The following is a 25,557-nucleotide window of genomic DNA, read 5'->3' on the forward strand; positions in this document are numbered from 1 at the left end:
ATGGGAAACCTTAAGTGCAAGATAGACCTGTGAACATACGATGGAACTGGGTTATTCTACACCCAGTTCTGAACCTTCCAGATTGAGATTCAGCTTATCGCTGCTAACCTCATCATCATCGTCTGTTTCCCTCATTTCGATCTCTTTTTCATCGCCAGACAAGATTTTAACATCCATGCCCAAGCTCTGCAGCTCTTTAATCAATACTTTGAAGGATTCAGGAACGCCCGGCTCTGGAACGTTCTCGCCTTTAACGATCGATTCGTACGTTTTCACACGTCCGACTACATCATCGGATTTAACTGTCAAAATTTCCTGCAACGTGTAAGCCGCTCCATAGGCCTCCAACGCCCAAACTTCCATCTCACCGAAACGTTGTCCACCGAATTGAGCTTTACCGCCCAGTGGTTGTTGGGTAACGAGTGAGTAAGGACCTGTAGAACGGGCATGGATTTTATCGTCAACCATGTGGGCAAGCTTGATCATGTACATGACACCAACCGTAACCTCACGCTCAAACGGGTCACCAGTACGGCCATCATATAGAATGGTTTTACCATTACGCTGCATACCTGCTTCAACCATCGTATCGAACACGTCATACTCACGGGCACCGTCAAATACCGGCGTTGCTGTGTGTATTCCGAGATACTTGGCGGCCATTCCTAAATGGACTTCCAGCACCTGACCGATATTCATCCGTGAAGGAACTCCCAGAGGATTCAATACAACTTGCACAGGTGTACCATCCGGCATAAACGGCATATCTTCTTCCGGCAAAATACGCGCGATAACACCCTTGTTACCATGACGTCCAGCCATCTTATCGCCTTCGGAAATTTTCCGTTTTTGTGCGATATAGACACGTACCAGTTGATTCACGCCTGGAGGCAGCTCATCACCGTTTTCACGGGTAAACACTTTAACGTCCACAACAATACCATCCGTACCATGAGGCACTCGAAGCGACGTATCACGAACCTCACGTGCTTTCTCACCAAAAATTGCGTGTAGCAAGCGTTCTTCAGCAGTAAGCTCTGTAACACCCTTAGGCGTAACTTTACCAACCAGAATATCACCAGCACCAATTTCGGCTCCGACACGAATAATTCCGCGCTCGTCCAAGTTCTTCAGAGCATCTTCACCTACGTTAGGAATGTCACGAGTAATTTCTTCAGGTCCCAACTTCGTGTCACGGGCTTCTGATTCATATTCCTCGATATGGATAGAGGTGTAAACATCCTCTTTAACCAGCTTTTCGCTAAGCAGGATCGCATCCTCATAGTTGTAGCCTTCCCAAGTCATAAAGGCAACGACCACGTTACGACCTAACGCCAGCTCGCCCATTTCCGTAGAAGGACCATCCGCAAGAATATCTCCGACCCGAACTTGCTCGCCTTTATGGCAAATCGGACGTTGATTGATGCAAGTTCCTTGGTTAGAACGCATAAATTTATGCAATTTATGTTTCACCAGGTCCCCGTTAACCAGTTTGCCGTCTACCATTGCTTGGCGGCGCACCCATATTTCGTTAGCTGAAACACGTTCTACAACACCATCTATTTTGGACACAATACATACACCGGAGTCTTTAGCCGACTTATGCTCCATACCCGTACCCACCAATGGTGACTTCGGAATAAGCAAAGGTACAGCTTGACGTTGCATGTTGGATCCCATTAACGCACGGTTGGAGTCATCGTTTTCCAAAAACGGAATTAATGCCGTAGCCACGGATACAACCTGTTTAGGGGATACATCCATGTAATCGACACGGTCTTTGGGAAGAATCAAGTTATCATCTTTGTAACGTACGATAACCATATCGCTCTTCAAATGACCTTCTTCACTTAGCTCCGAGTTTGCTTGGGCAACAACGTAGTTATCTTCTTCATCAGCTGTCAGGTAAGCAATCTGCTCAGTAACGATGCCGGTTTTCGGATCTACCCAACGGTATGGAGCCTCGATAAAGCCATACTCATTGATTCTCGCAAAAGAAGACAAAGAGTTGATCAAACCGATATTCGGACCTTCCGGTGTCTCAATCGGGCACATACGACCATAGTGAGAGTGATGCACGTCACGGACTTCAAAGCCCGCACGTTCCCGAGTCAAACCGCCGGGTCCGAGAGCAGACAGACGACGTTTGTGAGTCAGTTCAGCCAATGGATTCGTTTGGTCCATAAATTGCGACAACTGGGAGCTACCAAAAAACTCTTTAATTGAAGCGATAACGGGACGAATATTGATTAACGCCTGTGGCGTGATCACATTGGCATCCTGAATGGACATCCGCTCGCGTACAACACGCTCCATACGAGACAATCCGATACGGAACTGATTTTGCAGCAGTTCGCCAACTGAACGTAATCTACGATTACCCAGGTGATCGATATCATCTGTACTGCCAATACCATGAAGAAGATCAATAAAGTAATTAATCGACGCAATGATATCTGCAGGCATAATATTTTTAACTGATTTATCTATTTTACCGTTGGCAATCACTTTAACAATCTTGCCGTCTTCAATCGGTGAATACACATTAATACACTGAAGTGGAATACGTTCCATTTCAGCAATACCATTAGAGGCTGTGTATTCTTTGAAACCTACGCTCTTTTCCAGAAAAGGTAGAACCTCATCCAGCAGTCTGCGATCCAGCAGTTGACCTGCTTCTGCGATGATTTCACCCGTTTCCGGATCAACCAAGGTTTCAGCCAATCGTTGGTTAAACAAACGGTTTTTGATATGCAGCTTTTTGTTGATTTTATAACGCCCTACATTTGCCAAATCATAGCGCTTTGGATCAAAGAAACGTGCAACCAGCAAGCTTCTTGCATTATCCAATGTAGGTGGTTCACCTGGACGCAAGCGTTCATATATTTCAATTAGCGCTTTATCCGTTGAATCTGTATTATCCTTGTCAAGCGTGTTACGAAGATATTCATCGTCGCCCAACAGCTCCAGAATTTCCGCGTCGGTACCAAAGCCCAATGCACGCAGTAAAACAGTAACTGGAATTTTACGGGTACGATCAATTCTTACATAAATAATATCTTTTGCGTCAGTTTCCAACTCCAACCACGCACCGCGGTTAGGAATTACAGTTGCTGTATACGTTTTTTTACCGTTCTTATCTATCTTCGTACTGAAGTAGACGCTCGGAGAACGAACTAGCTGACTGACGATAACCCTTTCAGCGCCATTGATAATAAAGGTTCCAGTTTCCGTCATCAGAGGGAAGTCTCCCATAAACACTTCCTGCTCTTTAACTTCTCCAGTTTCTTTATTGATCAAGCGTACCTTCACACGAAGTGGAGCTGCGTAAGTGACGTCCCGTTCCTTGGATTCATCGACCGAATACTTAGGCTCGCCTAAGTTGTAATCGATAAATTCCAGTATCAAATTTCCCGTAAAGTCTTGAATTGGGGAAATATCCTGAAACATTTCACGCAATCCCTCTTCCAAAAACCAATCGTATGATTTTTGTTGGATCTCAATAAGGTTAGGAACCTCCAAAACCTCATGAATCCGAGCGTATGACCTGCGTTTACGTCGACCTAATTGAATAAGATGACCCGCCAAGTTTGATTCACCCCTCATGTCTACTCAATAGAACAAAATAAAAGCCTCTCCTGAAGCCTTCTCGAGTAAATACTGCCCGAAGTGTCACTTCTTACAGAAGCTTTCCATGCATAAAATTCATTTAACCGATAGTTCCCTTACCTTTTGCTATGGTGCACCTAAAATTTACACATTATACGTATAAAGTGTCAATTTTATTCACCAAAGATAAAATAACGCTTGACATTTTAGCTAACTAAAGACAAAAACCCCATCTTTAATGCTGACATTTTATTATGATAACATAAAGGAAATGTCAAGTCAATAATATTTGTGAAAAATATGCATTTACTTTTGCGCTTTGATGATTCGATACCCTTTATCCTTGCCCATCTCCTGCACTTGTGCAAATAAACTTTCCAGCTTTGCATAGGCAGATGGAGCCCCCTGCTTTTTTTGAATCACAATCCAAAGGCTGCCTCCATCTCTCAGCACTTGATGCGCTTGCTCAAAAATCTGATGGACGGTTTCCTTGCCTGCCCGAATAGGCGGGTTCGTAATGACAACATCAAAGGTGCGATTAATGACAGCATCCAGCTTATCACTCTGCATAATTTCGACATTCGTCACTCGATTGCGTTCGGCATTCATTCGCGCAAGCTCCACGGCTCTTTCATTTATATCAACCATGGTGACTGTTCCATGAATGGCCAACCCTGCTGCCGCAATCCCCATCGGACCATAGCCACAGCCTACATCAAGAACCTCGCTGCGTTCAGAAATTTGTAAACTTTCGATCAGTACCTTAGAGCCATAATCTACGCCTTTTTTAGAAAAAACGCCTGCATCCGTCACAAATGTATAGGTACGGCCGCGCAATGTCTCCTGGATTTGGTGGAGATCATGTGCCGCTGTCGGCTTTTGTGAATAGTAATGCTCAGACACTAATTTCACCTCTTCGAAATCAGTTATATAGAAATGGAAAACCCCTTGAAGAAAAACTTCAAGGGGTTTTAAGACAAAAAATTACTTAACTTCTACAGTTGCGCCAGCGCCTTCAAGTTTCGCTTTAACAGCTTCTGCTTCTTCTTTGCCCACTTTTTCTTTGATTGGTTTTGGAGCGCCGTCAACCACGTCTTTAGCTTCTTTCAAGCCAAGACCAGTGATTTCACGAACGATTTTGATAACGTTGATTTTGGAAGCGCCAGCGCCTGTCAAAATTACGTCAAATTCTGTTTGTTCAGCAACTTCAGCTACTGCTGCGCCGCCGCCAACAGCAACTGGAGCTGCTGCAGTAACGCCGAATTCTTCCTCGATCGCTTTTACAAGATCGTTCAATTCCAAAATAGTCATTGCTTTAATTTCTTCCAAGATTGTTTCCTTACTCATTTGTGTATACCTCCGTTAATTGTTTTATGAAATATTTATTATTCTTAAATTAAGCTTCTTGCTTTTCTGCAACAGCTTTAACTGCAAGAGCGAAGTTGCGAACAGGAGCTTGTAGAACGCTAAGCAACATGGAGAGCATACCTTCTCTGGAAGGCAGATCCGCCAATGCTTTGATTTGATCAAAGCCAACAACTTTACCTTCAACAACGCCTGCTTTAACGCTAAGCTTGTCGTTCTTTTTAGCAAAATCCGTTAAGATTTTTGCAGGAGAAACGATGTCATCTTTGCTGAATGCAATTGCCGTAGGACCGGTCAAAAATTCATCCAGTGCAGATAGGTCAGCACTTGCAGTTGCGCGTCTAGCCAAAGAGTTTTTCAGTACTTGAAATTCAATACCAGCCTCACGCAATTGTTTGCGAAGTTCGGTAACTTGAGATACGTTCAATCCACGGTAATCCGTTACGATTGTGCAAGAGCTGCCTTTTAATTTCTCAGCTACTACATTCACTTTCTCGGCTTTTAATTCAATTGTTTTCGTGTTTGCCATTTTTGCACCTCCTAAGAGCATCTGTAAAGATGCTTTCTTCGTAAGCATAATCTTAACTTTCGTAAGAAAGTTATCTTCGTAAGCATCTACCCAGCATTCGTAAGAATGCTTTCTTCGTAAGCATAATCTTAAAGTTGAACTCAGCACGTAAACGAAGGCATCCGTAAAAGTAAAGATGCCTCCGCAGACGCTGCGAAGGCATGATGATTCACGTTATCTTTGGTCGAACAAAGAAACCCGATTCTATATCATAACACCTCGGCAGGACATTAAGCTCTAAACGAGCACCTGCTGTCTACGGTAAGTCATATTCGATTATCAGCTAGAATAGGTTATCATGACCTTCATAAAAAGTCAATCCAACTTATCTATATGTTTGTGTGTTAACGCGAGCAGCAGGACCCATTGTTGAGGAAACTGCGATGTTTCTAAGATAGATACCCTTAGCAGCAGCAGGCTTCGCTCTAACCAAAGCGTCGATCAATGCGCGGAAGTTTTCAGCCAACTTCTCGTCATCAAAGGAAACTTTGCCAATTGGAGCATGGATTTGTCCGGCTTTATCCAAACGGTATTCGATTTTACCTGCTTTAATCTCCTGAACTGCTTTCGCTACATCAAATGTAACGGTACCAGCTTTAGGGTTAGGCATCAAACCTTTACCACCCAAGATACGACCCAACTTACCCACTTCACTCATCATGTCGGGAGTTGCTACGCACACATCAAAATCAAACCAACCTTGTTGGATTTTGTTAATCATGTCTTGATCGCCTACGAAATCAGCACCAGCCGCTTCCGCTTCTCTTACTTTATCACCTTTGGCAAATACAAGAACACGTTTAGTTTTACCAGTACCGTGAGGCAATACAACAACGCCACGAACAGCTTGGTCTTGCTTTCTTGGGTCTACACCCAGACGAACTGCAACTTCGACAGTTTCATCAAATTTGGCAGTTGCCGCTTTTTTAACAAGCTCAATTGCTTCTTTAGCTTCATACAAAGCTTCTGCATCAAACAGTTTAACTGCTTCTGCATATTTTTTACTAACTTTAGCCATTTGGTTATCCTCCTATGTGGTATTAGCGGAATTTCCTCCCACTGTGCATGGAACTAGTCTTTGATAACTACGCCCATGCTACGTGCAGTACCTTCAACCATACGCATTGCAGCTTCAACAGATGCAGCGTTAAGGTCAGGCATTTTTTGTTCTGCAATTTCACGAATTGTCGCACTTGTTACAGTTGCAACTTTCTTCTTGTTCGGTTCACCGGAGCCTTTAGGAATTCCAGCAGCAACGCGCAGCAATACAGCAGCCGGTGGCGTTTTGCAGATGAATGTAAAGGAACGATCCTCGAAAACTGTGATTTCAACAGGAATAATCAAACCCGCTTGATCGGCAGTACGAGCGTTAAACTCCTTACAAAAAGCCATGATGTTAACACCTGCTTGACCCAGAGCCGGACCGATTGGTGGAGCCGGATTCGCTTTAGCGGCACTAACTTGCAATTTAACAATTTTAATAACCTTTTTTGCCATTGTGTTACACCTCCTTGCGCTAGTATACGATATTACCCTTTAGATCTTCTCTACCTGATGGTAGTCAAGCTCCAAAGGCGTTTCTCTTCCGAACATGTTGACATGTACCTTCAGCTTGCTTTTGTCGACCAGAATTTCTTCAATGGATCCAACAAAATTAGCAAAAGGTCCTTCTTTGACACGTACGGTTTCCTTCAATTCGAAGTCAATCTTAGGCTTAGGCTCTTCCATGCCCATATGCTTAAGAATGGCCTCCACTTCTTCAGGAAGCAAAGCAGTTGGTTTCGAGCCTGATCCCGTCGATCCGACAAAACCCGTGACACCCGGCGTATTACGCACAACATACCACGAATCATCCGTCTGAACCATTTCAACCAGCACGTAACCCGGATATACTTTACGCATAACCGTTTTCTTCTTGCCGTCCTTGTTTACAATCTCTTCTTCCATCGGAACCAAAACGCGGAAAATTTTGTCTGTCATATCCATAGACTCTACGCGTTTTTCCAAGTTTGCTTTGACCTTGTTCTCATACCCGGAATAGGTATGTACAACGTACCATCTTTTTTCCATTTCCATAATCGCCACCTATAACTCCCGCTTATTTAAAAATAAGGCGTAGCAGCTCAGAAATACCCAAATCCAGCACATAGAAATAAACAGTGACAAAAGCAACTGTAAACAGAACAACCAGCGTGTAGCTGATCAACTCTTTACGATTTGGCCATTTTACTTTTTTCAATTCGGCCCAACTGTCCGCGAAAAAAGAAAATGTGTTACCGAAGCTTCGCTTCATTCGAACCAGAAATGACAAAACTACACCTCCAAGAAACTACCTAGTTTCGCGATGAGCAGTATGTTCATTGCAAAACTTACAAAACTTCTTCAACTCCATGCGGTCCGGGTTGTTGCGCTTATTTTTGTTGGACGTATAGTTCCTTTGCTTGCAGTTCGTGCACGCTAACGTAATAATTACCCGCATGATGTACACCTCCTACGGTCCCAGCCTCATATTTGAATCCTTAAAAAGAGCAAAAAAAGCCTACCAGTTTTAAGGCTACCTGATTACTTTAGCATAGCGCTATTTTCATGTCAAGGAAAACCTATTTACCAGTATATACGAAGAATTGGGAAACTAAACTAGCAAAAAAAATAAAGCACCGTATAATCAACAGGCGCTTTACCTTGCATCTCTAACTTCCAAATACCGTTCCAGCTTTCGTTTGACACGCTGCAAAGCATTATCAATCGACTTCACATGACGATCCAGATCTACTGCAATTTCCTGATAGGAACGGCCGTCTAAATATAGCATCAGCACTCTGCGTTCCAGATCGCTTAAGATTTCACCCATTTTATCTTCCAACCCGCTGAATTCTTCTTGGTTAATAATCAATTCCTCAGGATCGGTCACACGTGATCCGCAGATGACATCAAGCAGGGTTCGATCGGAGTCTTCATCATAAATCGGTTTATCGAGCGAAACATAGGAGTTGAGAGGAATATGCTTCTGGCGGGTTGCGGTTTTGATCGCCGTAATGATTTGACGGGTGATGCAAAGTTCAGCAAAGGCTTTGAAGGAGGCAAGCTTGTCTCCACGAAAGTCACGTATGGATTTATATAAACCTATCATACCTTCTTGCACGATATCTTCCCTGTCGGCACCTATTAGAAAATAGGAGCGTGCTTTGGCGCGAACGAAGTTTTTATACTTGTTAATCAAGTACTCCAATGCGTCGCTATCCCCTTCGCGGACCGCTTCGACAATGTCTTCATCTGCCTTGAGGTCGTATTCGCACATTCTCAATTCTTTGAGGTCGACACTCAAAATAATCCCTCCGGCCTAGGCAAGACTCATAATCTACTTGATCCTAAAAGATAGGATAAGTATACATTATGTAATCTATTATCGTCAACCGAATTCACGATAGCATGGGCTTTATTCATTCTATCGTTATCGGCCTCTGCGCCATTTTTCAAAGAGATCTTTCATCTCGCTGCTTAGCTTGCTATCAAATGTATTTCGCCTTCGTGACGTGTCCTGCTCGATTTTGTTATCGATTTCCCGCTTGGCATGCTTGACCTTCACCAGAAGCTCACTGGCCGGAATACGAAATGCACCTTTTCCAAAAATCACATTCTGCTCGGTCATATCAGAGGTGGCCACATAAATCTGCTTGCGCCGCCCCACATGCTCGGTAACCAAGCGTTCAATCAGTTCATCCGCCGTCTCCTTTTCCTTCGTATAATAAATTCGCAGCTTGCTGTGCTCATACTTGCCTCCCAGGCCGGGCACATAGTAAGCATCGAACACCAGCAGTACTTTGATACCGGAAAAGGATTGATATTCAGCCAGCAGCTCGATTAATCGGTCACGCGCATCCTCCAGGCTAATATCCTTAAGCTTCTGCAGCTCGGGCCAATCGCCAATAATGTTGTATCCGTCCACAATGAGAAACTCCTTGAATGCCGGAGCTACCATCTATTTCACAGCAAGCCGCTGACGGACTACCTCGTACATAAAGACGGATGCAGCCACGGAGGCATTCAACGAATTGACATGTCCGAACATGGGAAGCTTGAGCAGGAAGTCACATTTTTCCTTGATTAATCTGCCTACGCCTTTATTCTCATTACCTATGACGATAGCGAGCGGAATGGTCAGATTGGTCTGATAAATGGGTTGATTGGCAGCAACATCCGTACCCGCTACCCAAACGCCACGCTCTTTTAATTGCTCGATCGTTTGCGCCAAATTCGTAACCCGCGCCACTCGAACGTACTCCACAGCTCCCGCCGAGGTTTTGGATACAGCAGCCGTCAAACCTACCGCTCTGCGCTTGGGAATGATAACACCATGCACCCCCGTACAGTCAGCAGAACGAAGAATCGAACCCAAATTATGCGGGTCCTCAATCTCGTCTAATATAAGGATAAATGGCTCTTCATTGCGACTTTTGGCAAATTCCAGAATATCCTCAATCTCCACATAAGCATAAGCGGCAACCTGAGCGACAACACCTTGATGCGGCACCTCTTCGACCATCTGATCAAGCTTGCGCTTGTCCACAAATTGGACGATGATTCCCTTCTGTTTGGCCTCAGTTACGATCGGCTGAGTCAATTGCTTCTGAGCGCCCTCAGCGATCCATATTTTATTAATCGTTCGTCCTGAACGCAAAGCCTCAAGCACCGAATGCTTGCCGGCAATATACTCTTCTTCCTCCATGCTCGTTCTCTCCTTTATGCAAAACCTGGCTTACCTGAATGCCATAGTCATTTTGCGTCCTGCTGATAGGGTTCAAGTGTTTGCATCATGATGTATTGAAGCCTTTCCAACTGCTTCGTGTAATATAAGTAGCCAAGCAAGCATTCGAATGCTGTACTGTGGCGATATTCCAATATATCTGCATTTTTCGCTGATGTCCCTGACTTGGCATTACGTCCACGCTTGACGATATCCGCTTCCTCTTCGCTCAGTATCGGCATGAGACGCTGCAGATTTTTGGCCTGCGCCTTCGCCGAAACATATTGTGTAGACAGACGATGCAGGTGATTCGGACGTTGATTGGCCATTGAAATGACGTATTGTCGAATAAATACCTCATAGATCGCGTCCCCGATATAGGCTAATACGATCGGACCGAGCAGCTTCGGTTCTTTGGCGGGAGGAAAGCAGAATAAGTCAGTCTCCATAACAAAGGGTTCTTGGCTCATTATTTCCTCCGCCAACGAATACCTTGTGCCGTATCCTCCAGTGTGATCCCCTTTTCAGTCAACAGATCGCGGATTTCATCCGCACGCGCCCAGTTTTTCGACTTGCGGGCTTCCGTGCGATCAATAATCAATTGTTCGATTTCCTGATCCAGCAGCTGCTCCGCTGGTTGGGCTAATATTCCTAATACTTTATCCATCGTTTCAAAACGCTCCAGCAGCAGCTGCAGCGAGCTGCGTGTCACTTCCGCCTGCTGTAGATATGGATTCGCTGCACTAACCAGTTCAAATACAGCCGTAATCGCATCCGGTGTATTAAAGTCATCATTCATTTTCAATTCAAATTGTCGCTGTACTTCAGCAACCGCGTGTAGGATTTCTTCGGCAACCTCTCCTTCAGGAGCCGTAGACAAACGATGCTTAATATTGGCCAGACAATTCTCGATTCGCGCCAATCCATTGTTGGCTTGCTCAATAGTCTCTTCACTGAAGTTCAGCGGGTTGCGATAATGAACCGACAGCATGAAGTATCGCAAGGTTTGCGGGCTGATCGTTTTTAACAGCTGATTGACATTGACACCGTTACCGAGTGATTTGGACATTTTTTCATTATCAATATTAATATACCCATTATGCATCCAGTAGTTAGCCATAGGGTGGCCAGTCAAGCATTCAGATTGCGCAATTTCACATTCATGATGAGGGAACTGCAGATCTTGTCCTCCCCCGTGGATGTCGATCGTATCACCTAAATATTTGCGTACCATCGCGGAGCACTCGATATGCCAGCCAGGTCGTCCCTGGCCCCATGGACTGTCCCATGAGATTTCGCCTAGCTTGGCAGCCTTCCAGAGTACAAAATCCTGTGGGTTTTCCTTACGATCATCAACCTCTACACGGATGCCGAATTGCAATTCATCCAGATTTTGATGCGACAGCTTGCCGTATTCTGTGAACTGCGTTGTACGGAAATACACATCACCACCGCGCTCATAAGCGAAGTCTTTTTCAAAAAGACCCTCAATGAATACGATGATTTCGTCAATATTCTCAGTTACACGTGGGTTTAATGTGGCTCTTCGGATGCCTAAGCCTTCCGTATCCTCATAAAACTTTTGAATAAACATATCCGCCACTTCAGGGACGGATAATTCCATTTGCGCTGCTTTTTTAATCAGCTTATCGTCCACATCGGTAAAATTGACAACATAATTGACTTCATAGTTGATGGATTCCAAATATCTCCGAACGACATCAAAGAACACCATCGGACGCGCATTCCCTATATGGATGTAATCATATACGGTCGGACCACATACGTACATTTTTACTTTTCCAGACTCGAGAGGCTGAAATTCATCCTTTGCTCTTGTTAGTGTATTATAAATTTTAAGCACCATGATCCTGGCTACCTCCACTTGTCTGTTTGATAGTCTCTACTTCCAATTTCAAATCATCAATCTGCTGCTGCAGCTGTCGAAACATATCGATAACCGGATCAGGCAAATTATTATGATCCAACCGTCCCACACGAACCCCATCCCGCTTCACGATTCGTCCAGGTATACCTACAACTGTACTATTGGGCGGCACCTCACTGAGTACAACCGCATTGGACCCGATGCGTGAATTATCGCCTACAAGAAAAGAGCCCAATACCTTGGCTCCGGAGGCAATTACTACGTTACTGCCGATCGTCGGGTGACGTTTTCCCTTTTCCTTACCGGTGCCTCCAAGGGTTACCCCTTGATAGAGCACGACATCATCGCCAATCTCACATGTCTCTCCGATAATTACTCCCATACCGTGATCGATGAAAAAACGGCGACCAATAACAGCTCCCGGATGAATCTCAATTCCGGTCATGAAACGGCTCCATTGAGATATCACTCTGGCAATCGTATACCAATGGTTTTTATACAGGTGGTGTGCCACACGATGCGCCCATAGCGCATGCAGTCCTGAATAAGTAAAGACCACTTCAAACCAGCTGCGAGCCGCCGGGTCATTTTCGAATATCGTAGAAATATCTTCTTGCATGAACTTCAACAAGCCATTCCACCTGCTTTCCTTCTTGTCGTAGGCTGACCAACAAGCTGTACACATAGAAAAGCCCCCACAGCCTTGAAGGCTGCAGAGGCGAAAAAGTCGCGGTTCCACTCTGCTTGGACAGCATAATCCTATCCATCTCAACTGTTCGTAACGTGAACAGGTACGGTAAGACTACCTTGACTTCAGCTATGCCCATTATAGGCATCCATCTGAAGCAGCTCGTCAATACGGCTCCCAGGTGCATTTCCAACGAAAGGATATGGACAGCTTTCAGCTCGGGCTGTATGGCCGCGGTTGTCCTCTCTGTAAAACCCTTACTCGATTGTACTCTCCTGATCTACGCCACGATTGTTATATTAGGATTAGTATAACGAAAAAGCATTCGGTTTACAATAATTTGTTCAACCGTGCAACAACCTTCTCTTTTCCAAGCAAAAACACAGTCATATTGAGGTCAGGACCATGCGTTTGACCCGTTAAGGCAACACGAATCGACATAAAAAGCGGCTTGCCTTTATAGCCTGTGGCCTTCTGGACAGCTTTCAGCATAGCTGGAATAAGCTCTGCTTCAAAGGCTTCAGCACGTTCCACTTCGTCCAGGAACCCGCGAATGACAATCGGCGCATATTCTTCAGCCAAGATGGCCTTTGCTTCTTCTTCCTCATAGGAAACATCTTCCTCGAAAAAGATTTGGCTCAGCTGGACGATCTCTCCAGCGTACTGCATACGGTCTTGATTCAAGCCTACAAGCTTGTTAATCCAATCTTCCTGCTCGGAGCTCAATGTCTGCGGAACCAGTCCGGCATTTTGCAAATGCGGCAGCGAAAGCGCCACGACACGAGACAGCTCCGTTTTTTTCATATAATGGTTGTTCATCCAGTTCAGCTTGTCCATATCAAATACCGCAGGGCTTTTGGACACACGGCTTAGATCGAATTGGTCAATAATTTCTTCTTTAGTGAAAATCTCTTCTTCGCCTACTGGAGACCATCCGAGTAAAGTAATAAAGTTCAGCACCGCTTCAGGCAAATAGCCTAAATCCCGGTATTGTCCGATAAACTGGACGATCGACTCGTCGCGCTTGCTCATTTTCTTGCGGTCCGGATTTAATATGATCGACAAATGAGCAAATTCCGGTATCGGTAACCCCAGTGCTTCATACATCAGGATCTGTCTTGGCGTATTCGACAAGTGCTCCTCGCCGCGAATAACAAGGTTAATTTTCATCAAATGATCATCCAGAATAACAGCAAAATTGTAGGTCGGGATTCCGTCCGCGCGTACAATGATGAAGTCACCAATCCCATCGGATTCAAATTCCACATGCTCACGAATTCGATCCTTAAAAGCGATCAGACGGCCCTCGGGCACACGGAACCGTATCGACGGCTTACGTCCTTCAACCTCATAAGCAGCAATTTGTTCCGAAGTTAAATAACGGCCCTTTCCTGAATAACGGGGCATTTCCCCTCTTGCTTCCTGCTCGGCACGCTCCTGCTCCAGCTCCTCCTCGGAACAATAACAGGGATAGGCATGTCCGCCTGCAAGAAGCTGCTCCACGAAAGGCTTGTACAAATCCAGACGCTCCATTTGACGGTAAGGTCCGTACTCGCCACCAATGTCGAGACTCTCATCCCAATCCAAACCAAGCCACTTTAATCCATCCAGTTGATTGCTGACTCCGGACTCAATATGGCGGCTTTGATCGGTATCCTCGAAGCGAATAATAAATTGCCCACCATCTTTACGAGCCATCAAATAATTAAATAATGCTGTTCGCGCTCCACCTATATGTAATTGACCGGTTGGACTTGGCGCATATCTTACACGCAAATGATCTGACATCATAATGGCTCCTCTCCTGTATTAAAAACCGTTAACCTAATAATAATAGTTGTTATGATAGCACATTTCTTATTAGACAAACAACCGATTGTGAAGCAATTCCTTCACCGCGTCCTGTAAAACCCAACTGTTCAGTAGTGGTTGCTTTGACATTGACCTGTGAAGGCTCCGCTTCCAGTGCTTGAGCAATACGTTCCACCATCGCCGGAATATAGGGAGCCATCTTGGGTTTCTGGGCAATAATCGTTGAATCGATATTTCCCAGCTTATAGCCCGCCTCTTTGGCCAACTGCCACACCTGCACCAATAGCTGGTAGCTATCGGCATCCTTGAATGACTCATCCGTATCCGGAAAATGCTTGCCGATATCTCCCATGCCAAGCGCTCCAAGTATCGCATCGCTGATCGTATGCAGCAATACATCCGCATCCGAGTGACCGAGCAGCCCTTTTTCATAAGGAATTTCAATTCCACCGATTATACATTTACGCCCTTCCACCAGCTGGTGTACGTCAAAGCCTTGTCCTACTCGAATCATGGTTGCTTCTCTCCCCTAACATTATGGATAATCCAATTGGCCCAAGGTAGGTCCTCCGGCGTTGTAATTTTAATATTGTAATAGTCCGCTTCTACAACCTGAACGCTTATGCCCAATTGTTCAACAAGCATGGCATCATCCGTACCGATAAATCCTGTCTTCTTTGCCTGCTCATAAGCTTCCAGCAGCAATGAAAAGCGAAAAGCCTGTGGGGTTTGAATAGCCCACAAGCTTCGACGATCAGGCGTGGATTGAATCTTTCCCGTCGTGTCAACTACTTTAATCGTATCCTTAACGGGTACTGCCAGAACAGCTGCTCCCGTTTCCATTGCTTTATGCCAGCAAGCGATAATATGCTCCTTGGCTGTAAAAGGCCGGACACCATCATGCACCAATACCCATTCCGTATCCGTGGTCAGCATCTGTAAACCTTTGTAAACGGAGTCCTGCCGTTCTTGGCCACCTGCGACAACTGATTGCACCTTGGATAGCCCATACTGCTTAATATAGCCCCTACAGCGTTCTACATCATCGGCACCCGTTACGAGTACGATGGAATTAACCTGTTCCATCTTTTGAAAAAGACTCAATGTATGTACAAGAATCGGCTTTCCATCTAAAACCAGAAACTGTTTGCTTTCCACGGTTTGCATTCGCGAACCTTTGCCCGCAGCCACAACAACAACCGCCAGTTGACTCATATATCTTATTCACCTGCCGTCTGCATCCTAGCGCCTTCTCACCCTTACGCTGCTGGTGTCATTATGTTCCCAACATGGTTTCAAAGGTACTGCACTCCTCTATCATATACGTTTCAGAGTGCTTTTTCCAATAATTTCGGTTTGGCAAAAATCATTCGGCCGGCAGAGGTCTGCAGCACACTGGTCACCATCACTTCAAGCGTCGTCCCGATGAACTCCCGTCCACCTTCCACAACGATCATCGTACCGTCATCCAGGTAAGCAACCCCTTGTCCGTGCTCCTTGCCGTCCTTAATGACCTGAACCAAAATTTCTTCTCCCGGTAGCACAACCGGTTTAACTGCATTTGCCAAATCATTAATATTGAGAACCGATACCCCTTGCAGCTCGCACACTTTATTCAAATTAAAATCATTGGTGATCACTTTGCCCTGCAGCACCTTGGCGAGCTTGACCAGCTTGCTGTCCACTTCGGAAATCTCTTCGAAATCTCCTTCATAGATCAACACCTTCACATCAAGTTCCTTTTGGATTTTATTCAAAATATCCAGCCCACGGCGACCTCGGTTCCTTTTAAGCAAATCTGATGAATCCGCAATATGCTGTAGTTCCTCCAACACAAACTCAGGAATAACCAGCGTCCCCTCAATAAATCCGGTTTTGCAAATGTCGGCGATGCGGCCGTCGATAATGACACTGGTATCCAAAATTTTATGTTCCTCAAAGCCCTTCACTTCGCCTGCTGCTGCACGTTCTCTGGAAGAACGACTTTTGGTCAGCAAACTGATGAATTCCTCACGTTTGGCGTAGCCCAGACGAAATCCTACAAAGCCCAGCATCGCGGTCAATACCGTATGCAAGAATGGAGATAATAAACCAGCTTGCTCAAAAGGCGTCAACAGGTTGACTGTCAGCAGCAAACCTACCCCAAGCCCAAGTATCCCTGATATCAAATCAGCAATAGGGATATGCCCAATCCACTTCTCCGCGCGCTGCAAAAGCTTCCATCCATAATCAGCTACCCAAGCGCCTATCCCATAAAATAGCAAAACCCCAATAACCATCATCCAATAGCCTTGTCCTGCCACTTCCTTGATACCAAAAACGGTATCCAGCATACCAAAAAAAGGTTTACCAACGATAGCACTCCACTCAAAACTCAATAGACCTCCAATAACGGCAAAAACACATTGAAACCATTTTTTCATCAATAGGGTCACCTCCATGCTCCTTTTCATACGTTCAGGTTCGTTAACATTATGAACCAAAAGCTTGCTGCCTAATCCTCAGTTATGTAAAAAAAAACAAAAAAAGCATTTAAATTCCGAATACGGAAAATAAATGCTTTTCATTTTCGACTTATTTTAAAGAGATGGAGTTTCCGGCTTCACATCATCACCGGATTTACGTGATCTTTTACGCTTTGTAAACAGTCGTTCAGCGTTTTTTTTTAAGCCGTACAGCGCATAAAGAAGCAGCGGTACAAAAATCATTTTAGATAACGTTCCTGGAAATTGAATCGCTACGACAACGGCGATGATTACAACAACCGGTGTAATCCAAATCGCTTTTTTGGGAATGCCCATTTTTTTGAAATTGGGGTATTTGACAGTGCTAACCATCAAATAGGATAACAACAATGTACTCAACACGAGTACAAACGTATTTAATTCATTGTGAAAGAGCGCCAATGTACACAAGACACCACCAGCAGCCGGAATCGGCAAGCCGATAAAATAACCCGGAGTACCCGCAATCACGTTAAACCGTGCCAAACGAAGTGCACCACAAATTGGAAAAGCTGCAGTTGCAATCCAGGCTGTCGCGGCATTCAATTCTGTAAAAGCCACAACATACATAATAAAAGCCGGTGCTACACCAAACGAAATGACATCGGATAGGGAATCCAATTCTTTACCAAATTCACTTTGTACGTTCAACGCTCGAGCAACTCGTCCATCCAAACCATCCAGAAGCATGGCAATGATAACCATAATAGCAGCTAAGTCCGGTTGCTTATTGAAAACGAGAATGATCGCGATAATTCCCAAAAATAGATTTCCTATTGTGAAAATATTGGGAAGAGATTTTGTCAGCATGTTTTGTCCACCTCTGGTTTTACTTTACCCTAATACTTCTTACTATATTAAGGCACCCACTGATTGTTTGCAAGCTAAATGTGTCTGTCAATGAATACTTGGTCCTTGATTCTTTTCAAACCTTCTTTGATTGTCCTTGCCCGAACCTCCCCAATTCCTTCCACTTCGTCCAATTCGCCGATCGTAGCCATCATCAAATGAGGGAGACGTCCAAACCGTTCCACAACATTTTGAATGATCGTAGAGGGCATCCGAGGAATCTTGTGCAGCACACGATAGCCCCTCGGGGAAACGGTTTCTTCAGCGCTGTTGCTGGCAGTTGGATAGCCGAGCAGTCGAGCCACGTGATAATGGTCAAGCATCTCTTCGGATGCCAACCGTTTGAGACTGTTGGTCAAATCCTTGATTTTGTCCTCATTCAAATCCTTCACATAATCCTTGAGCAGCAAATAAGCATCGTATTCAATTGTACCTACTAGCTCTTCAAGCTGCATGCTGATGAGTCTTCCTTCGGTTCCAAGCTCCACAATGTATCGCTTGATTTCAGCCTTGATGCGCAGCACCATCTCAACCCGTTGAATAACATTGGTCACATCATGCAGCGCAACCAGTTCTTCAAATTCAGAGGCGCCCAGGTTGGTCAGAGCCTGGTCAAGCACCGATTTATATTTTTCCAGCGTCTGAATCGCTTGATTAGCTTTGGTAAGAATAACGCCTATATCTTTTAACGAATAGCGCAGATTTCCTTGATACAGGGTGATTACGTTACGTCTCTGTGATATGGATACCACAAGCTTGGAGGTTTGCTTCGCTACACGTTCAGCTGTACGATGCCGTATTCCCGTCTCAGAGGAAGAAATGGTGGAGTCCGGTATCAGCTGGGTATTGGCATACAAAATCATTTTAACATCTTCACTAAGAATGATCGCTCCGTCCATCTTGGCCAGTTCATATAAATAGTTGGGAGAAAAATCACAATTAATCGAAAAACCGCCGTCAACCAGTTCCATCACTTCCGGACTGTAGCCTACAACAATCAAGGCTCCGGTCTTGGCACTAAGCACATTGTCGAGCCCAGCTCTAAAAGCAGTGCCTGGCGCAACTAATTGCAATAGCTGGTTCATTACATCTCTCTTTACTTCTTCCTTGCTCATGTTGTTCCTCCCTGCCGGCCCTGTTTTTACATCTATCCTAGTGCTGCTTTTAATGCTTCTGATACTGTGTTTACGCCTATGATTTCTATGCCCGTGGGCGGTGTCCAGCCCTTCAGGCTTTTCTCAGGGACTATTACTCTGCGAAAACCAAGCTTCTCAGCTTCCCTGACTCGTTGATCGACACGGGAAACTCCGCGTACCTCACCCGTTAACCCGACTTCGCCAAATACGACATCAAAAGGCTGTGTTGGCTGGTCTCTGAGACTGGAGGCGATACTGACCGCTATGGCCAAATCAACAGCAGGTTCATCCAGCTTAATGCCACCGGCAACATTGACATAGGCATCCTGATTTTGCAAAAACATGCCCATACGTTTTTCCAATACTGCGATAATTAAAGCGAGACGATTATGATCGATGCCTGTAGCCATCCGCCGCGGTGAAGGAAAATTCGTTGACGATACGAGAGCCTGGAGTTCCACAAGGACGGGTCTCGTTCCCTCCATGCTGGCGACAACCGTAGAGCCGGCGACCCCAAGCGGCCGTTCCGATAAAAATAGCTCCGACGGATTGCTTACCTCAACCAAGCCGGTTTCCCGCATCTCAAAAATACCGATTTCGTTTGTTGAGCCAAACCGGTTTTTCACCGCACGGAGAAGCCGATAGGAGTGGTGCCGTTCTCCTTCAAAGTAGAGAACACAATCGACCATATGCTCGAGCATCCGCGGGCCGGCAATTGCCCCTTCCTTAGTAACATGACCCACAAGCACCGTGGCAATACCTTTGATTTTGGCAATTCGCATAAAATGGCCTGTGCATTCTCTAACTTGGGATACACTTCCAGGAGCCGAGGTTACAGCCGGATGGTATACCGTTTGGATCGAATCGATAACCAGAAAATCCGGTTGAACCTCTGCAATGGACTCCTCTATCAGCTCCAGGTTCGTTTCACAAAGTACATACAGCATTTCCGAGGACGCATTCAACCGATCAGCCCGAAGCTTGGTTTGGCGTATCGATTCTTCTCCGGAAACATAGAGAACTTTTTTTCCCACCTGCGTCAGATCATGCGAGGTTTGCAGCAGCAGCGTTGATTTACCAATACCAGGGTCGCCACCAACCAGAAGCAAGGAACCCGGCACCAAGCCTCCTCCCAGTACACGGTTCAACTCTTTATTACCCGTTAGTATACGCTGTTCCTCTCCACTTTTTATATTTATGATCGATACTGCCTTTTCTTTCGTATGGAGTAAAGAAGAATGTGTCATCTGTGTTTTGGATATGGTTTCTATTTCTTCTACAAACGTATTCCAAGCTTGACAACCCGGACACTTTCCTAACCATTTGGGCGAATCGTATCCGCATTCCTGGCAGCAGAATTTTGTTTTTTGCTTAGCCATCTGTAATCTCCCTGCTGATTTCAATTGTTAGCTTTATTATAATCGTATCCATCAAAGTTTACCATTTTGCACAAGTAATGAAAACCCTACACTGATAAAGAAAAAAGCACCCTTCCCCCCTATGTATCGAAGGAAAGATGCTCTCGCTTTTTAATAAAGTCATTGTTCAAAAAGTATCTGTCTTATTAAGACTGAGCTACGGTCAGTGCTCCATCTTTTTCGTCGATTACCAACGAATTACCCTTAACTATCGTGCCGCGGAGCAGCTCCTCAGAAAGACGGTCTTCAATATGTTTTTGGATCGCTCTACGAAGCGGTCTTGCACCATATGTCGGATCGTATCCTTCTTTGGCCAGGAATGCTTTGGCTTTGTCGGTGAGGATGAAATCAACATCCTGTTCCTTAAGACGCTTGCTCAGGTCAGCTGCCATCAATGTCACAATTTGACCGATATGCTGCTCATCCAAAGAATGGAATACGATGGTTTCATCGATTCTGTTCAAGAATTCAGGACGGAAGCTTTTCTTCAACTCGCCCATTACTTTATCCTTCATGTTGCTATAATCTTTACCTGCATCCTGGTTAGCGGTGAACCCAAGTGAAGAATTTTTCTTGATTACATCTGCCCCAACGTTTGAGGTCATAATAATCAGCGTGTTACGGAAGTCGACCGTACGGCCCTTGGAATCCGTTAAACGTCCATCCTCCAGCACTTGAAGTAAAATGTTGAATACTTCTGGATGCGCTTTTTCAATCTCATCCAGCAGTACTACGGAATAAGGCTTACGGCGTACTTTCTCGGTAAGCTGACCGCCTTCCTCATAGCCTACATATCCTGGAGGTGCTCCTACCAGACGTGAGGTCGAATGCTTCTCCATATACTCGGACATATCAATCCGAATGACCGCATTCTCATCACCAAACAACGATTCCGCTAACGCACGTGCCAGCTCGGTTTTACCTACACCTGTAGGTCCCAAGAAGATGAATGATCCAATCGGACGTTTCGGATCCTTAAGTCCTGCTCTCGCACGACGTATCGCGCGGCTGACAGCTTTTACAGCTTCTTCTTGACCGATGACACGATCATGTAAAATGGATTCCATTTTGAGCAGGCGTTCGGTTTCTTCTTCAGCCAGCTTGAGGACCGGGATACCCGTCCAGCTTGCTACAACCTGAGCGATATCCTCAGGAGTCACCTCGGAATCCGTACTTCCTTGCTTTTCTTTCCATTCGTTCTTCGTGGAATCCAGTTCCTCACGCATTTTTTGCTCGGTATCACGCAGTGACGCAGCCTTTTCAAACTCTTGGCTCTGTACGGCAGCATCTTTTTCTTTGCGCACATCCTCCAGCTTGCTCTCCAGCTTTTTCAAATCCGGTGGTACGGTGTACGAGCGAAGTCTCACTCTGGAGCCTGCTTCATCCATCAAATCGATGGCTTTATCCGGAAGGAAACGATCAGGGATGTATCGATCCGATAATTGAACAGCTTGCACAATTGCTTCATCCGTAATTTTCACACGGTGATGGGCCTCGTAGCGGTCACGTAAGCCGTACAAAATTTGGATCGCTTCTTCTGGTGAAGGCTGGTCGACCGTGATCGGCTGGAACCGTCTTTCCAAAGCAGCATCTTTCTCAATGTACTTACGGTACTCATCCAGCGTCGTTGCACCGATGCATTGAAGCTCTCCACGAGCCAGAGCCGGTTTTAAAATGTTGGATGCATCGATAGCACCTTCAGCGCCACCAGCTCCAATCAAGGTATGAAGCTCATCAATGAACAGTACGATATTGCCCGCTTGACGAATTTCATCCATGATTTTTTTAAGACGATCCTCAAATTCACCACGGTATTTAGTACCTGCTACTACAGATCCCATATCGAGTGTCATAACACGTTTATCACGAAGGGTTTCCGGAATTTCGTTGTTAATAATTTTTTGAGCCAAGCCTTCAGCAATCGCTGTTTTCCCGACTCCAGGCTCACCTATAAGAACAGGGTTGTTTTTGGTTCTACGACTCAACACCTGAATAACACGTTCGATTTCTTTGCTTCTTCCGATAACCGGATCCAGATGGCCTTCCTTCGCATAAGCAGTCAGATCGCGAGCCAAACCATCCAACGTAGGCGTGTTTACATTTACTGTATTGGCATGGCTTGTTGTTACAGTCTCACTGCTGCCCAGTAATTGCAGAACTTGCTGACGCGCTTTATTTAAGCTCACACCCAAATTATTCAATACTCGCGCGGCTACACCTTCACCTTCACGAATAAGACCAAGCAGGATATGTTCTGTTCCAACATAAGTATGGCCAAGCTTGCGTGCTTCATCCATGGACAGCTCTATAACTTTCTTGGCACGTGGTGTGTATGCAATGTTGGTCGGCTGCTCTTGACCCCGGCCTATCAAAGCTTCCACTTCGTCTTGAATCTTCTCCAAGCCAAGTCCCAAAGCTATCAGTGCTTTGGCCGCTATGCCATCGCCTTCACGGATAAGTCCAAGCAAGATATGCTCCGTACCGATATTATTATGGCCCAAACGAACAGCTTCCTCTTGAGCTAAAGACAGTACTTTCTGCGCACGTTCCGTAAATCTTCCAAACATCATATATAACACACCTTTCTGTTATAAAATAAGAAAATTACTTACACCTTAGCATAACGCCCCATTGCTGCGCTACTCGGGTGTGAGCCTCTCCCGAATGAGCTGTGCCCTTCGTATATCTCTTTCTTCAGAACTTAACTTTTCTCCTGCATGCTGCTGCAAAAAGCCTGGCTGTGTCATGACCATAAGCTCGTTCATGACTTGCATGGGGACATTTTTAATAATACCCAAATCAATACCAAGCCGAACATCCGAAAGTCGCTGAGCAGCTTCCTTGGAGTCCATGATCGCGGCATAAGACATGATGCCAAAAGATCGACTCACGCGATCCACCAGCTTCGCCTTCATCTCGAGCTGAAGCTTCTCTCTGGCTCCGCGTTCATGCTCGATAAGCTGGGTGACTACCCCACATAAATTATCGATAATTTCCTTCTCTGATTGACCTAAAGTAATCTGATTGGAAATTTGGAACAGATTGCCCAATGCCTCGCTGCCTTCACCATACAGACCACGTACAGCCAAACCTACCTGTGTAATGGCTGACAAAATTCGGTTAATCTGCTGGGTGATCACTAAAGCAGGTAAATGAATCATTACCGATGCCCTGATTCCAGTACCAACGTTCGTCGGACAACTGGTCAAATAACCGCGTTTTTCATCAAAAGCATAGTTCAGCTGTTCTTCAAAAACATCGTCCAGCTGATTCGCCAAATCCCACGCTTCCTGAATCTGGAACCCAGAACACAAGCATTGTATTCGTAAATGATCTTCTTCATTCAACATGATGCTGATCGATTCGTTGTCACTTAGAATAACGGCCCCGTTACGCGATTCATTGGCTAAGGCGGGACTGATCAAATGTTTTTCAACCAGTACTCGCTTCTCAAGCTCATCCAATTCGTCCAAGTTCAGTATCGAGAAATCACTAATGGTTCGCAATTCCTCATTCTGCAGAAGGCCCGTTAACAGGTCCAACACTTCCTTGGACTGATCACTTGTCGAAAGCATAGGAAAGGGATGCGACTGCAGGTTCCTGGCAATACGTACTCTGCTGCTGATTACGATATCTGAGTCGGGGCTTTCACCCTTCATCCAATCGCTTAAGGCTTGTTCCGTAAAACGATTTGTTACCATAAGCTTGCCTCCTGCCTGCTCAAAGGAACTAAACTTATCCTTCTAGTACTTTTTTCTCCAAATTGCGAATCTCATCCCGAAGTTCAGCTGCTTGTTCGAACTCTTCATTTTCAATTCGATGCAAAAGCTCTTTCTTCAAGCATTCGATTTCCCGCTTATGCTTTATTAACCCACCTGAGCGTTTAGGAACCTTTCCGGTATGAACCGTACTGCCGTGAACTCGTTTAAATAAAGGATCTAACTTCTCATCGAAGTATTTATAACAAGAGCTGCAGCCAAATCTGCCTACTTTGCTGAACTGGCTGTACGTTAACCCACAATTCTCACAACGGCTTGGCTGAGCTTTAGGGGTTAACCCTTGACTGGCAGGATCGAAATCCAGCAGCCCTGAGAGTAAATTATGAATCGAAAATCCATTCGGTGTCCCGGGGATTAATTCCCCCTTGTCTCTTGCGCATGATTCACAAATGTGAAACTCCGTTTTTTCCCCATTAAGAATTTTGGTGAAATGCAGTGTTGCCTGTTTCTTGCCGCACTCCTGACAAATCATTGGAATCCCTCCTTATTTGCTCAACAAGGAAATCAGCATGGCTTTTAAAATCTTGGCTCGGATCTCATCACGGAGAGGCAGCTTCAGCTGGAGAACGTCTCTAGAGATCGCTGCTCTCATCATTGCTGCTTCTCTTGTCGTAATATACCCGCTCTCCTCCAACTGATATAGCAAGCCCTCTGAGGTCCCTTGATCGATCTGTGAGCAAATCGTTTTGAAAATAAGATCGAGAACAGACCCGTGAGCGTTCAGCTCGATTTTTTGAATACGGATATAGCCGCCGCCGCCGCGCTTGCTCTCTACAATATAACCCTTTTCCAATGTAAACCGGGTACTGATGACATAATTAATTTGAGAAGGAACACATTCAAATTGATCCGCCAAATCGTTACGTTGTATATCTACTACGCCTTCATCGCTTAGCTGCAAAATACTTTTCAGGTATTGCTCGATGACTTCCGAGACATTACGCATCAATTCGACCTCCTTACGAGAAGTAAATTGACTTTGACTTTCTTTGACTTTGACTTTATTATAGCAGTTTTCTGATAATTTGCAACTGGGAGCTGCATCATTTTATTTTCCGCTTTTCGGACTGTTTTATTCTATAAGTGCAAAACAAAAAATAGCCTTTTCGGATAATTATCCAAAAAGGCTATTTTACTGTGCTTGGCAACGTCCTACTCTCCCAGAACCCTGCGGTTCAAGTACCATTGGCGCTGAAG

General features: G+C 45.1%; 27 protein-coding genes and 1 other annotated feature. All 27 genes read right to left on the reverse strand.

Going from position 1 to position 25,557, the window contains the following annotated elements; translation table 11 throughout:
* Window positions 1-51 precede the first annotated feature (51 nt).
* The 27 genes from rpoB to BK127_RS36125 all read right to left on the reverse strand — a co-directional run bounded on the left by rpoB (window position 52) and on the right by BK127_RS36125 (window position 25,306).
* Window positions 52-3,588 (reverse strand): DNA-directed RNA polymerase subunit beta, encoded by a 3,537-nt coding sequence (rpoB, locus tag BK127_RS36000; protein WP_076237505.1) that lies wholly within the window; start codon window positions 3,586-3,588, stop codon window positions 52-54.
* A 327-nt stretch (window positions 3,589-3,915) separates the two neighbouring features.
* Window positions 3,916-4,512 carry a class I SAM-dependent methyltransferase gene (locus BK127_RS36005; protein ID WP_076237508.1) on the reverse strand — a complete coding sequence of 199 codons (597 nt, stop codon included), beginning with the start codon at window positions 4,510-4,512 and terminating at the stop codon, window positions 3,916-3,918.
* An 81-nt stretch (window positions 4,513-4,593) separates the two neighbouring features.
* Entirely contained in the window at window positions 4,594-4,956 is a 363-nt protein-coding gene (rplL, locus tag BK127_RS36010; protein WP_076237511.1) for a 50S ribosomal protein L7/L12, read from the reverse strand.
* 49 nt (window positions 4,957-5,005) lie between these two features.
* A complete protein-coding gene (rplJ, locus tag BK127_RS36015; RefSeq protein WP_076237514.1) occupies window positions 5,006-5,503 on the reverse strand; it encodes a 50S ribosomal protein L10 in 498 nt (165 codons plus the stop codon).
* A 161-nt stretch (window positions 5,504-5,664) separates the two neighbouring features.
* Window positions 5,665-5,822: a sequence feature (ribosomal protein L10 leader region), on the reverse strand.
* A 45-nt stretch (window positions 5,823-5,867) separates the two neighbouring features.
* Window positions 5,868-6,560, reverse strand: coding sequence for a 50S ribosomal protein L1 (gene rplA / locus BK127_RS36020; RefSeq protein WP_076237517.1), 693 nt, complete (start codon window positions 6,558-6,560; stop codon window positions 5,868-5,870).
* A gap of 53 nt (window positions 6,561-6,613) precedes the next feature.
* Window positions 6,614-7,039, reverse strand: a complete 426-nt coding sequence (rplK, locus tag BK127_RS36025; protein WP_076237519.1) for a 50S ribosomal protein L11 — start codon at window positions 7,037-7,039, stop codon at window positions 6,614-6,616.
* Between the two features lie 39 nt (window positions 7,040-7,078).
* Window positions 7,079-7,612: a transcription termination/antitermination protein NusG gene (gene nusG, locus BK127_RS36030; RefSeq protein ID WP_076237548.1), complete on the reverse strand. Its 534-nt coding sequence runs from the start codon at window positions 7,610-7,612 to the stop codon at window positions 7,079-7,081.
* 28 nt (window positions 7,613-7,640) lie between these two features.
* Window positions 7,641-7,853: a preprotein translocase subunit SecE gene (gene secE, locus BK127_RS36035; protein ID WP_076237522.1), complete on the reverse strand. Its 213-nt coding sequence runs from the start codon at window positions 7,851-7,853 to the stop codon at window positions 7,641-7,643.
* 18 nt (window positions 7,854-7,871) lie between these two features.
* On the reverse strand, window positions 7,872-8,021 hold the full coding sequence (gene rpmG / locus BK127_RS36040) for a 50S ribosomal protein L33 (RefSeq protein ID WP_028552031.1): 150 nt from the start codon (window positions 8,019-8,021) through the stop codon (window positions 7,872-7,874).
* Between the two features lie 198 nt (window positions 8,022-8,219).
* On the reverse strand, window positions 8,220-8,867 hold the full coding sequence (sigH, locus tag BK127_RS36045; RefSeq protein ID WP_076237524.1) for an RNA polymerase sporulation sigma factor SigH: 648 nt from the start codon (window positions 8,865-8,867) through the stop codon (window positions 8,220-8,222).
* Window positions 8,868-8,993: 126 nt separating this feature from the next.
* Window positions 8,994-9,521 carry an NYN domain-containing protein gene (locus tag BK127_RS36050; RefSeq protein WP_076237527.1) on the reverse strand — a complete coding sequence of 176 codons (528 nt, stop codon included), beginning with the start codon at window positions 9,519-9,521 and terminating at the stop codon, window positions 8,994-8,996.
* A complete protein-coding gene (rlmB, locus tag BK127_RS36055) occupies window positions 9,522-10,268 on the reverse strand; it encodes a 23S rRNA (guanosine(2251)-2'-O)-methyltransferase RlmB (RefSeq protein ID WP_076237529.1) in 747 nt (248 codons plus the stop codon).
* Window positions 10,269-10,315: 47 nt separating this feature from the next.
* Entirely contained in the window at window positions 10,316-10,756 is a 441-nt protein-coding gene (locus tag BK127_RS36060; protein ID WP_076237531.1) for a Mini-ribonuclease 3, read from the reverse strand.
* Window positions 10,756-12,153, reverse strand: coding sequence for a cysteine--tRNA ligase (cysS, locus tag BK127_RS36065; RefSeq protein ID WP_076237532.1), 1,398 nt, complete (start codon window positions 12,151-12,153; stop codon window positions 10,756-10,758). The genes BK127_RS36060 and cysS overlap by 1 nt, the downstream gene beginning before the upstream one ends.
* Window positions 12,143-12,793 carry a serine O-acetyltransferase gene (gene cysE, locus BK127_RS36070; protein WP_083689852.1) on the reverse strand — a complete coding sequence of 217 codons (651 nt, stop codon included), beginning with the start codon at window positions 12,791-12,793 and terminating at the stop codon, window positions 12,143-12,145. The genes cysS and cysE overlap by 11 nt, the downstream gene beginning before the upstream one ends.
* Complete coding sequence (locus BK127_RS44160) at window positions 12,759-13,001, reverse strand: hypothetical protein (RefSeq protein WP_179097725.1); 243 nt, start codon at window positions 12,999-13,001, stop codon at window positions 12,759-12,761. Before BK127_RS44160 ends, cysE begins: the two co-directional genes overlap by 35 nt.
* A 191-nt stretch (window positions 13,002-13,192) precedes the next feature.
* Window positions 13,193-14,650 carry a glutamate--tRNA ligase gene (gltX, locus tag BK127_RS36075; protein ID WP_076237549.1) on the reverse strand — a complete coding sequence of 486 codons (1,458 nt, stop codon included), beginning with the start codon at window positions 14,648-14,650 and terminating at the stop codon, window positions 13,193-13,195.
* A gap of 52 nt (window positions 14,651-14,702) precedes the next feature.
* The gene (ispF, locus tag BK127_RS36080) at window positions 14,703-15,188 is read right to left on the reverse strand and encodes a 2-C-methyl-D-erythritol 2,4-cyclodiphosphate synthase (RefSeq protein WP_076237536.1); all 486 of its coding nucleotides are present in this window, start codon (window positions 15,186-15,188) and stop codon (window positions 14,703-14,705) included.
* Complete coding sequence (ispD, locus tag BK127_RS36085; protein WP_076237538.1) at window positions 15,185-15,889, reverse strand: 2-C-methyl-D-erythritol 4-phosphate cytidylyltransferase; 705 nt, start codon at window positions 15,887-15,889, stop codon at window positions 15,185-15,187. The genes ispF and ispD overlap by 4 nt, the downstream gene beginning before the upstream one ends.
* Before the next feature lie 113 nt (window positions 15,890-16,002).
* Window positions 16,003-17,100 (reverse strand): PIN/TRAM domain-containing protein, encoded by a 1,098-nt coding sequence (locus tag BK127_RS36090; protein ID WP_076237539.1) that lies wholly within the window; start codon window positions 17,098-17,100, stop codon window positions 16,003-16,005.
* Window positions 17,101-17,253: 153 nt separating this feature from the next.
* On the reverse strand, window positions 17,254-17,988 hold the full coding sequence (pssA, locus tag BK127_RS36095) for a CDP-diacylglycerol--serine O-phosphatidyltransferase (protein ID WP_076237540.1): 735 nt from the start codon (window positions 17,986-17,988) through the stop codon (window positions 17,254-17,256).
* 74 nt (window positions 17,989-18,062) lie between these two features.
* Complete coding sequence (disA, locus tag BK127_RS36100) at window positions 18,063-19,142, reverse strand: DNA integrity scanning diadenylate cyclase DisA (RefSeq protein WP_076237541.1); 1,080 nt, start codon at window positions 19,140-19,142, stop codon at window positions 18,063-18,065.
* A gap of 32 nt (window positions 19,143-19,174) precedes the next feature.
* Window positions 19,175-20,542, reverse strand: a complete 1,368-nt coding sequence (gene radA / locus BK127_RS36105) for a DNA repair protein RadA (protein WP_076237542.1) — start codon at window positions 20,540-20,542, stop codon at window positions 19,175-19,177.
* Window positions 20,543-20,727: 185 nt separating this feature from the next.
* Window positions 20,728-23,151, reverse strand: coding sequence for an ATP-dependent protease ATP-binding subunit ClpC (clpC, locus tag BK127_RS36110; protein ID WP_076237543.1), 2,424 nt, complete (start codon window positions 23,149-23,151; stop codon window positions 20,728-20,730).
* 69 nt (window positions 23,152-23,220) lie between these two features.
* The gene (mcsB, locus tag BK127_RS36115) at window positions 23,221-24,282 is read right to left on the reverse strand and encodes a protein-arginine kinase McsB (protein ID WP_076237544.1); all 1,062 of its coding nucleotides are present in this window, start codon (window positions 24,280-24,282) and stop codon (window positions 23,221-23,223) included.
* Window positions 24,283-24,316: 34 nt separating this feature from the next.
* Window positions 24,317-24,832 carry a protein-arginine kinase activator protein McsA gene (mcsA, locus tag BK127_RS36120; RefSeq protein WP_076237545.1) on the reverse strand — a complete coding sequence of 172 codons (516 nt, stop codon included), beginning with the start codon at window positions 24,830-24,832 and terminating at the stop codon, window positions 24,317-24,319.
* A 12-nt stretch (window positions 24,833-24,844) separates the two neighbouring features.
* Window positions 24,845-25,306, reverse strand: a complete 462-nt coding sequence (locus BK127_RS36125; RefSeq protein WP_076237546.1) for a CtsR family transcriptional regulator — start codon at window positions 25,304-25,306, stop codon at window positions 24,845-24,847.
* Window positions 25,307-25,557 lie beyond the last annotated feature (251 nt).

It is taken from the genome of Paenibacillus sp. FSL H7-0331, assembly GCF_001956045.1.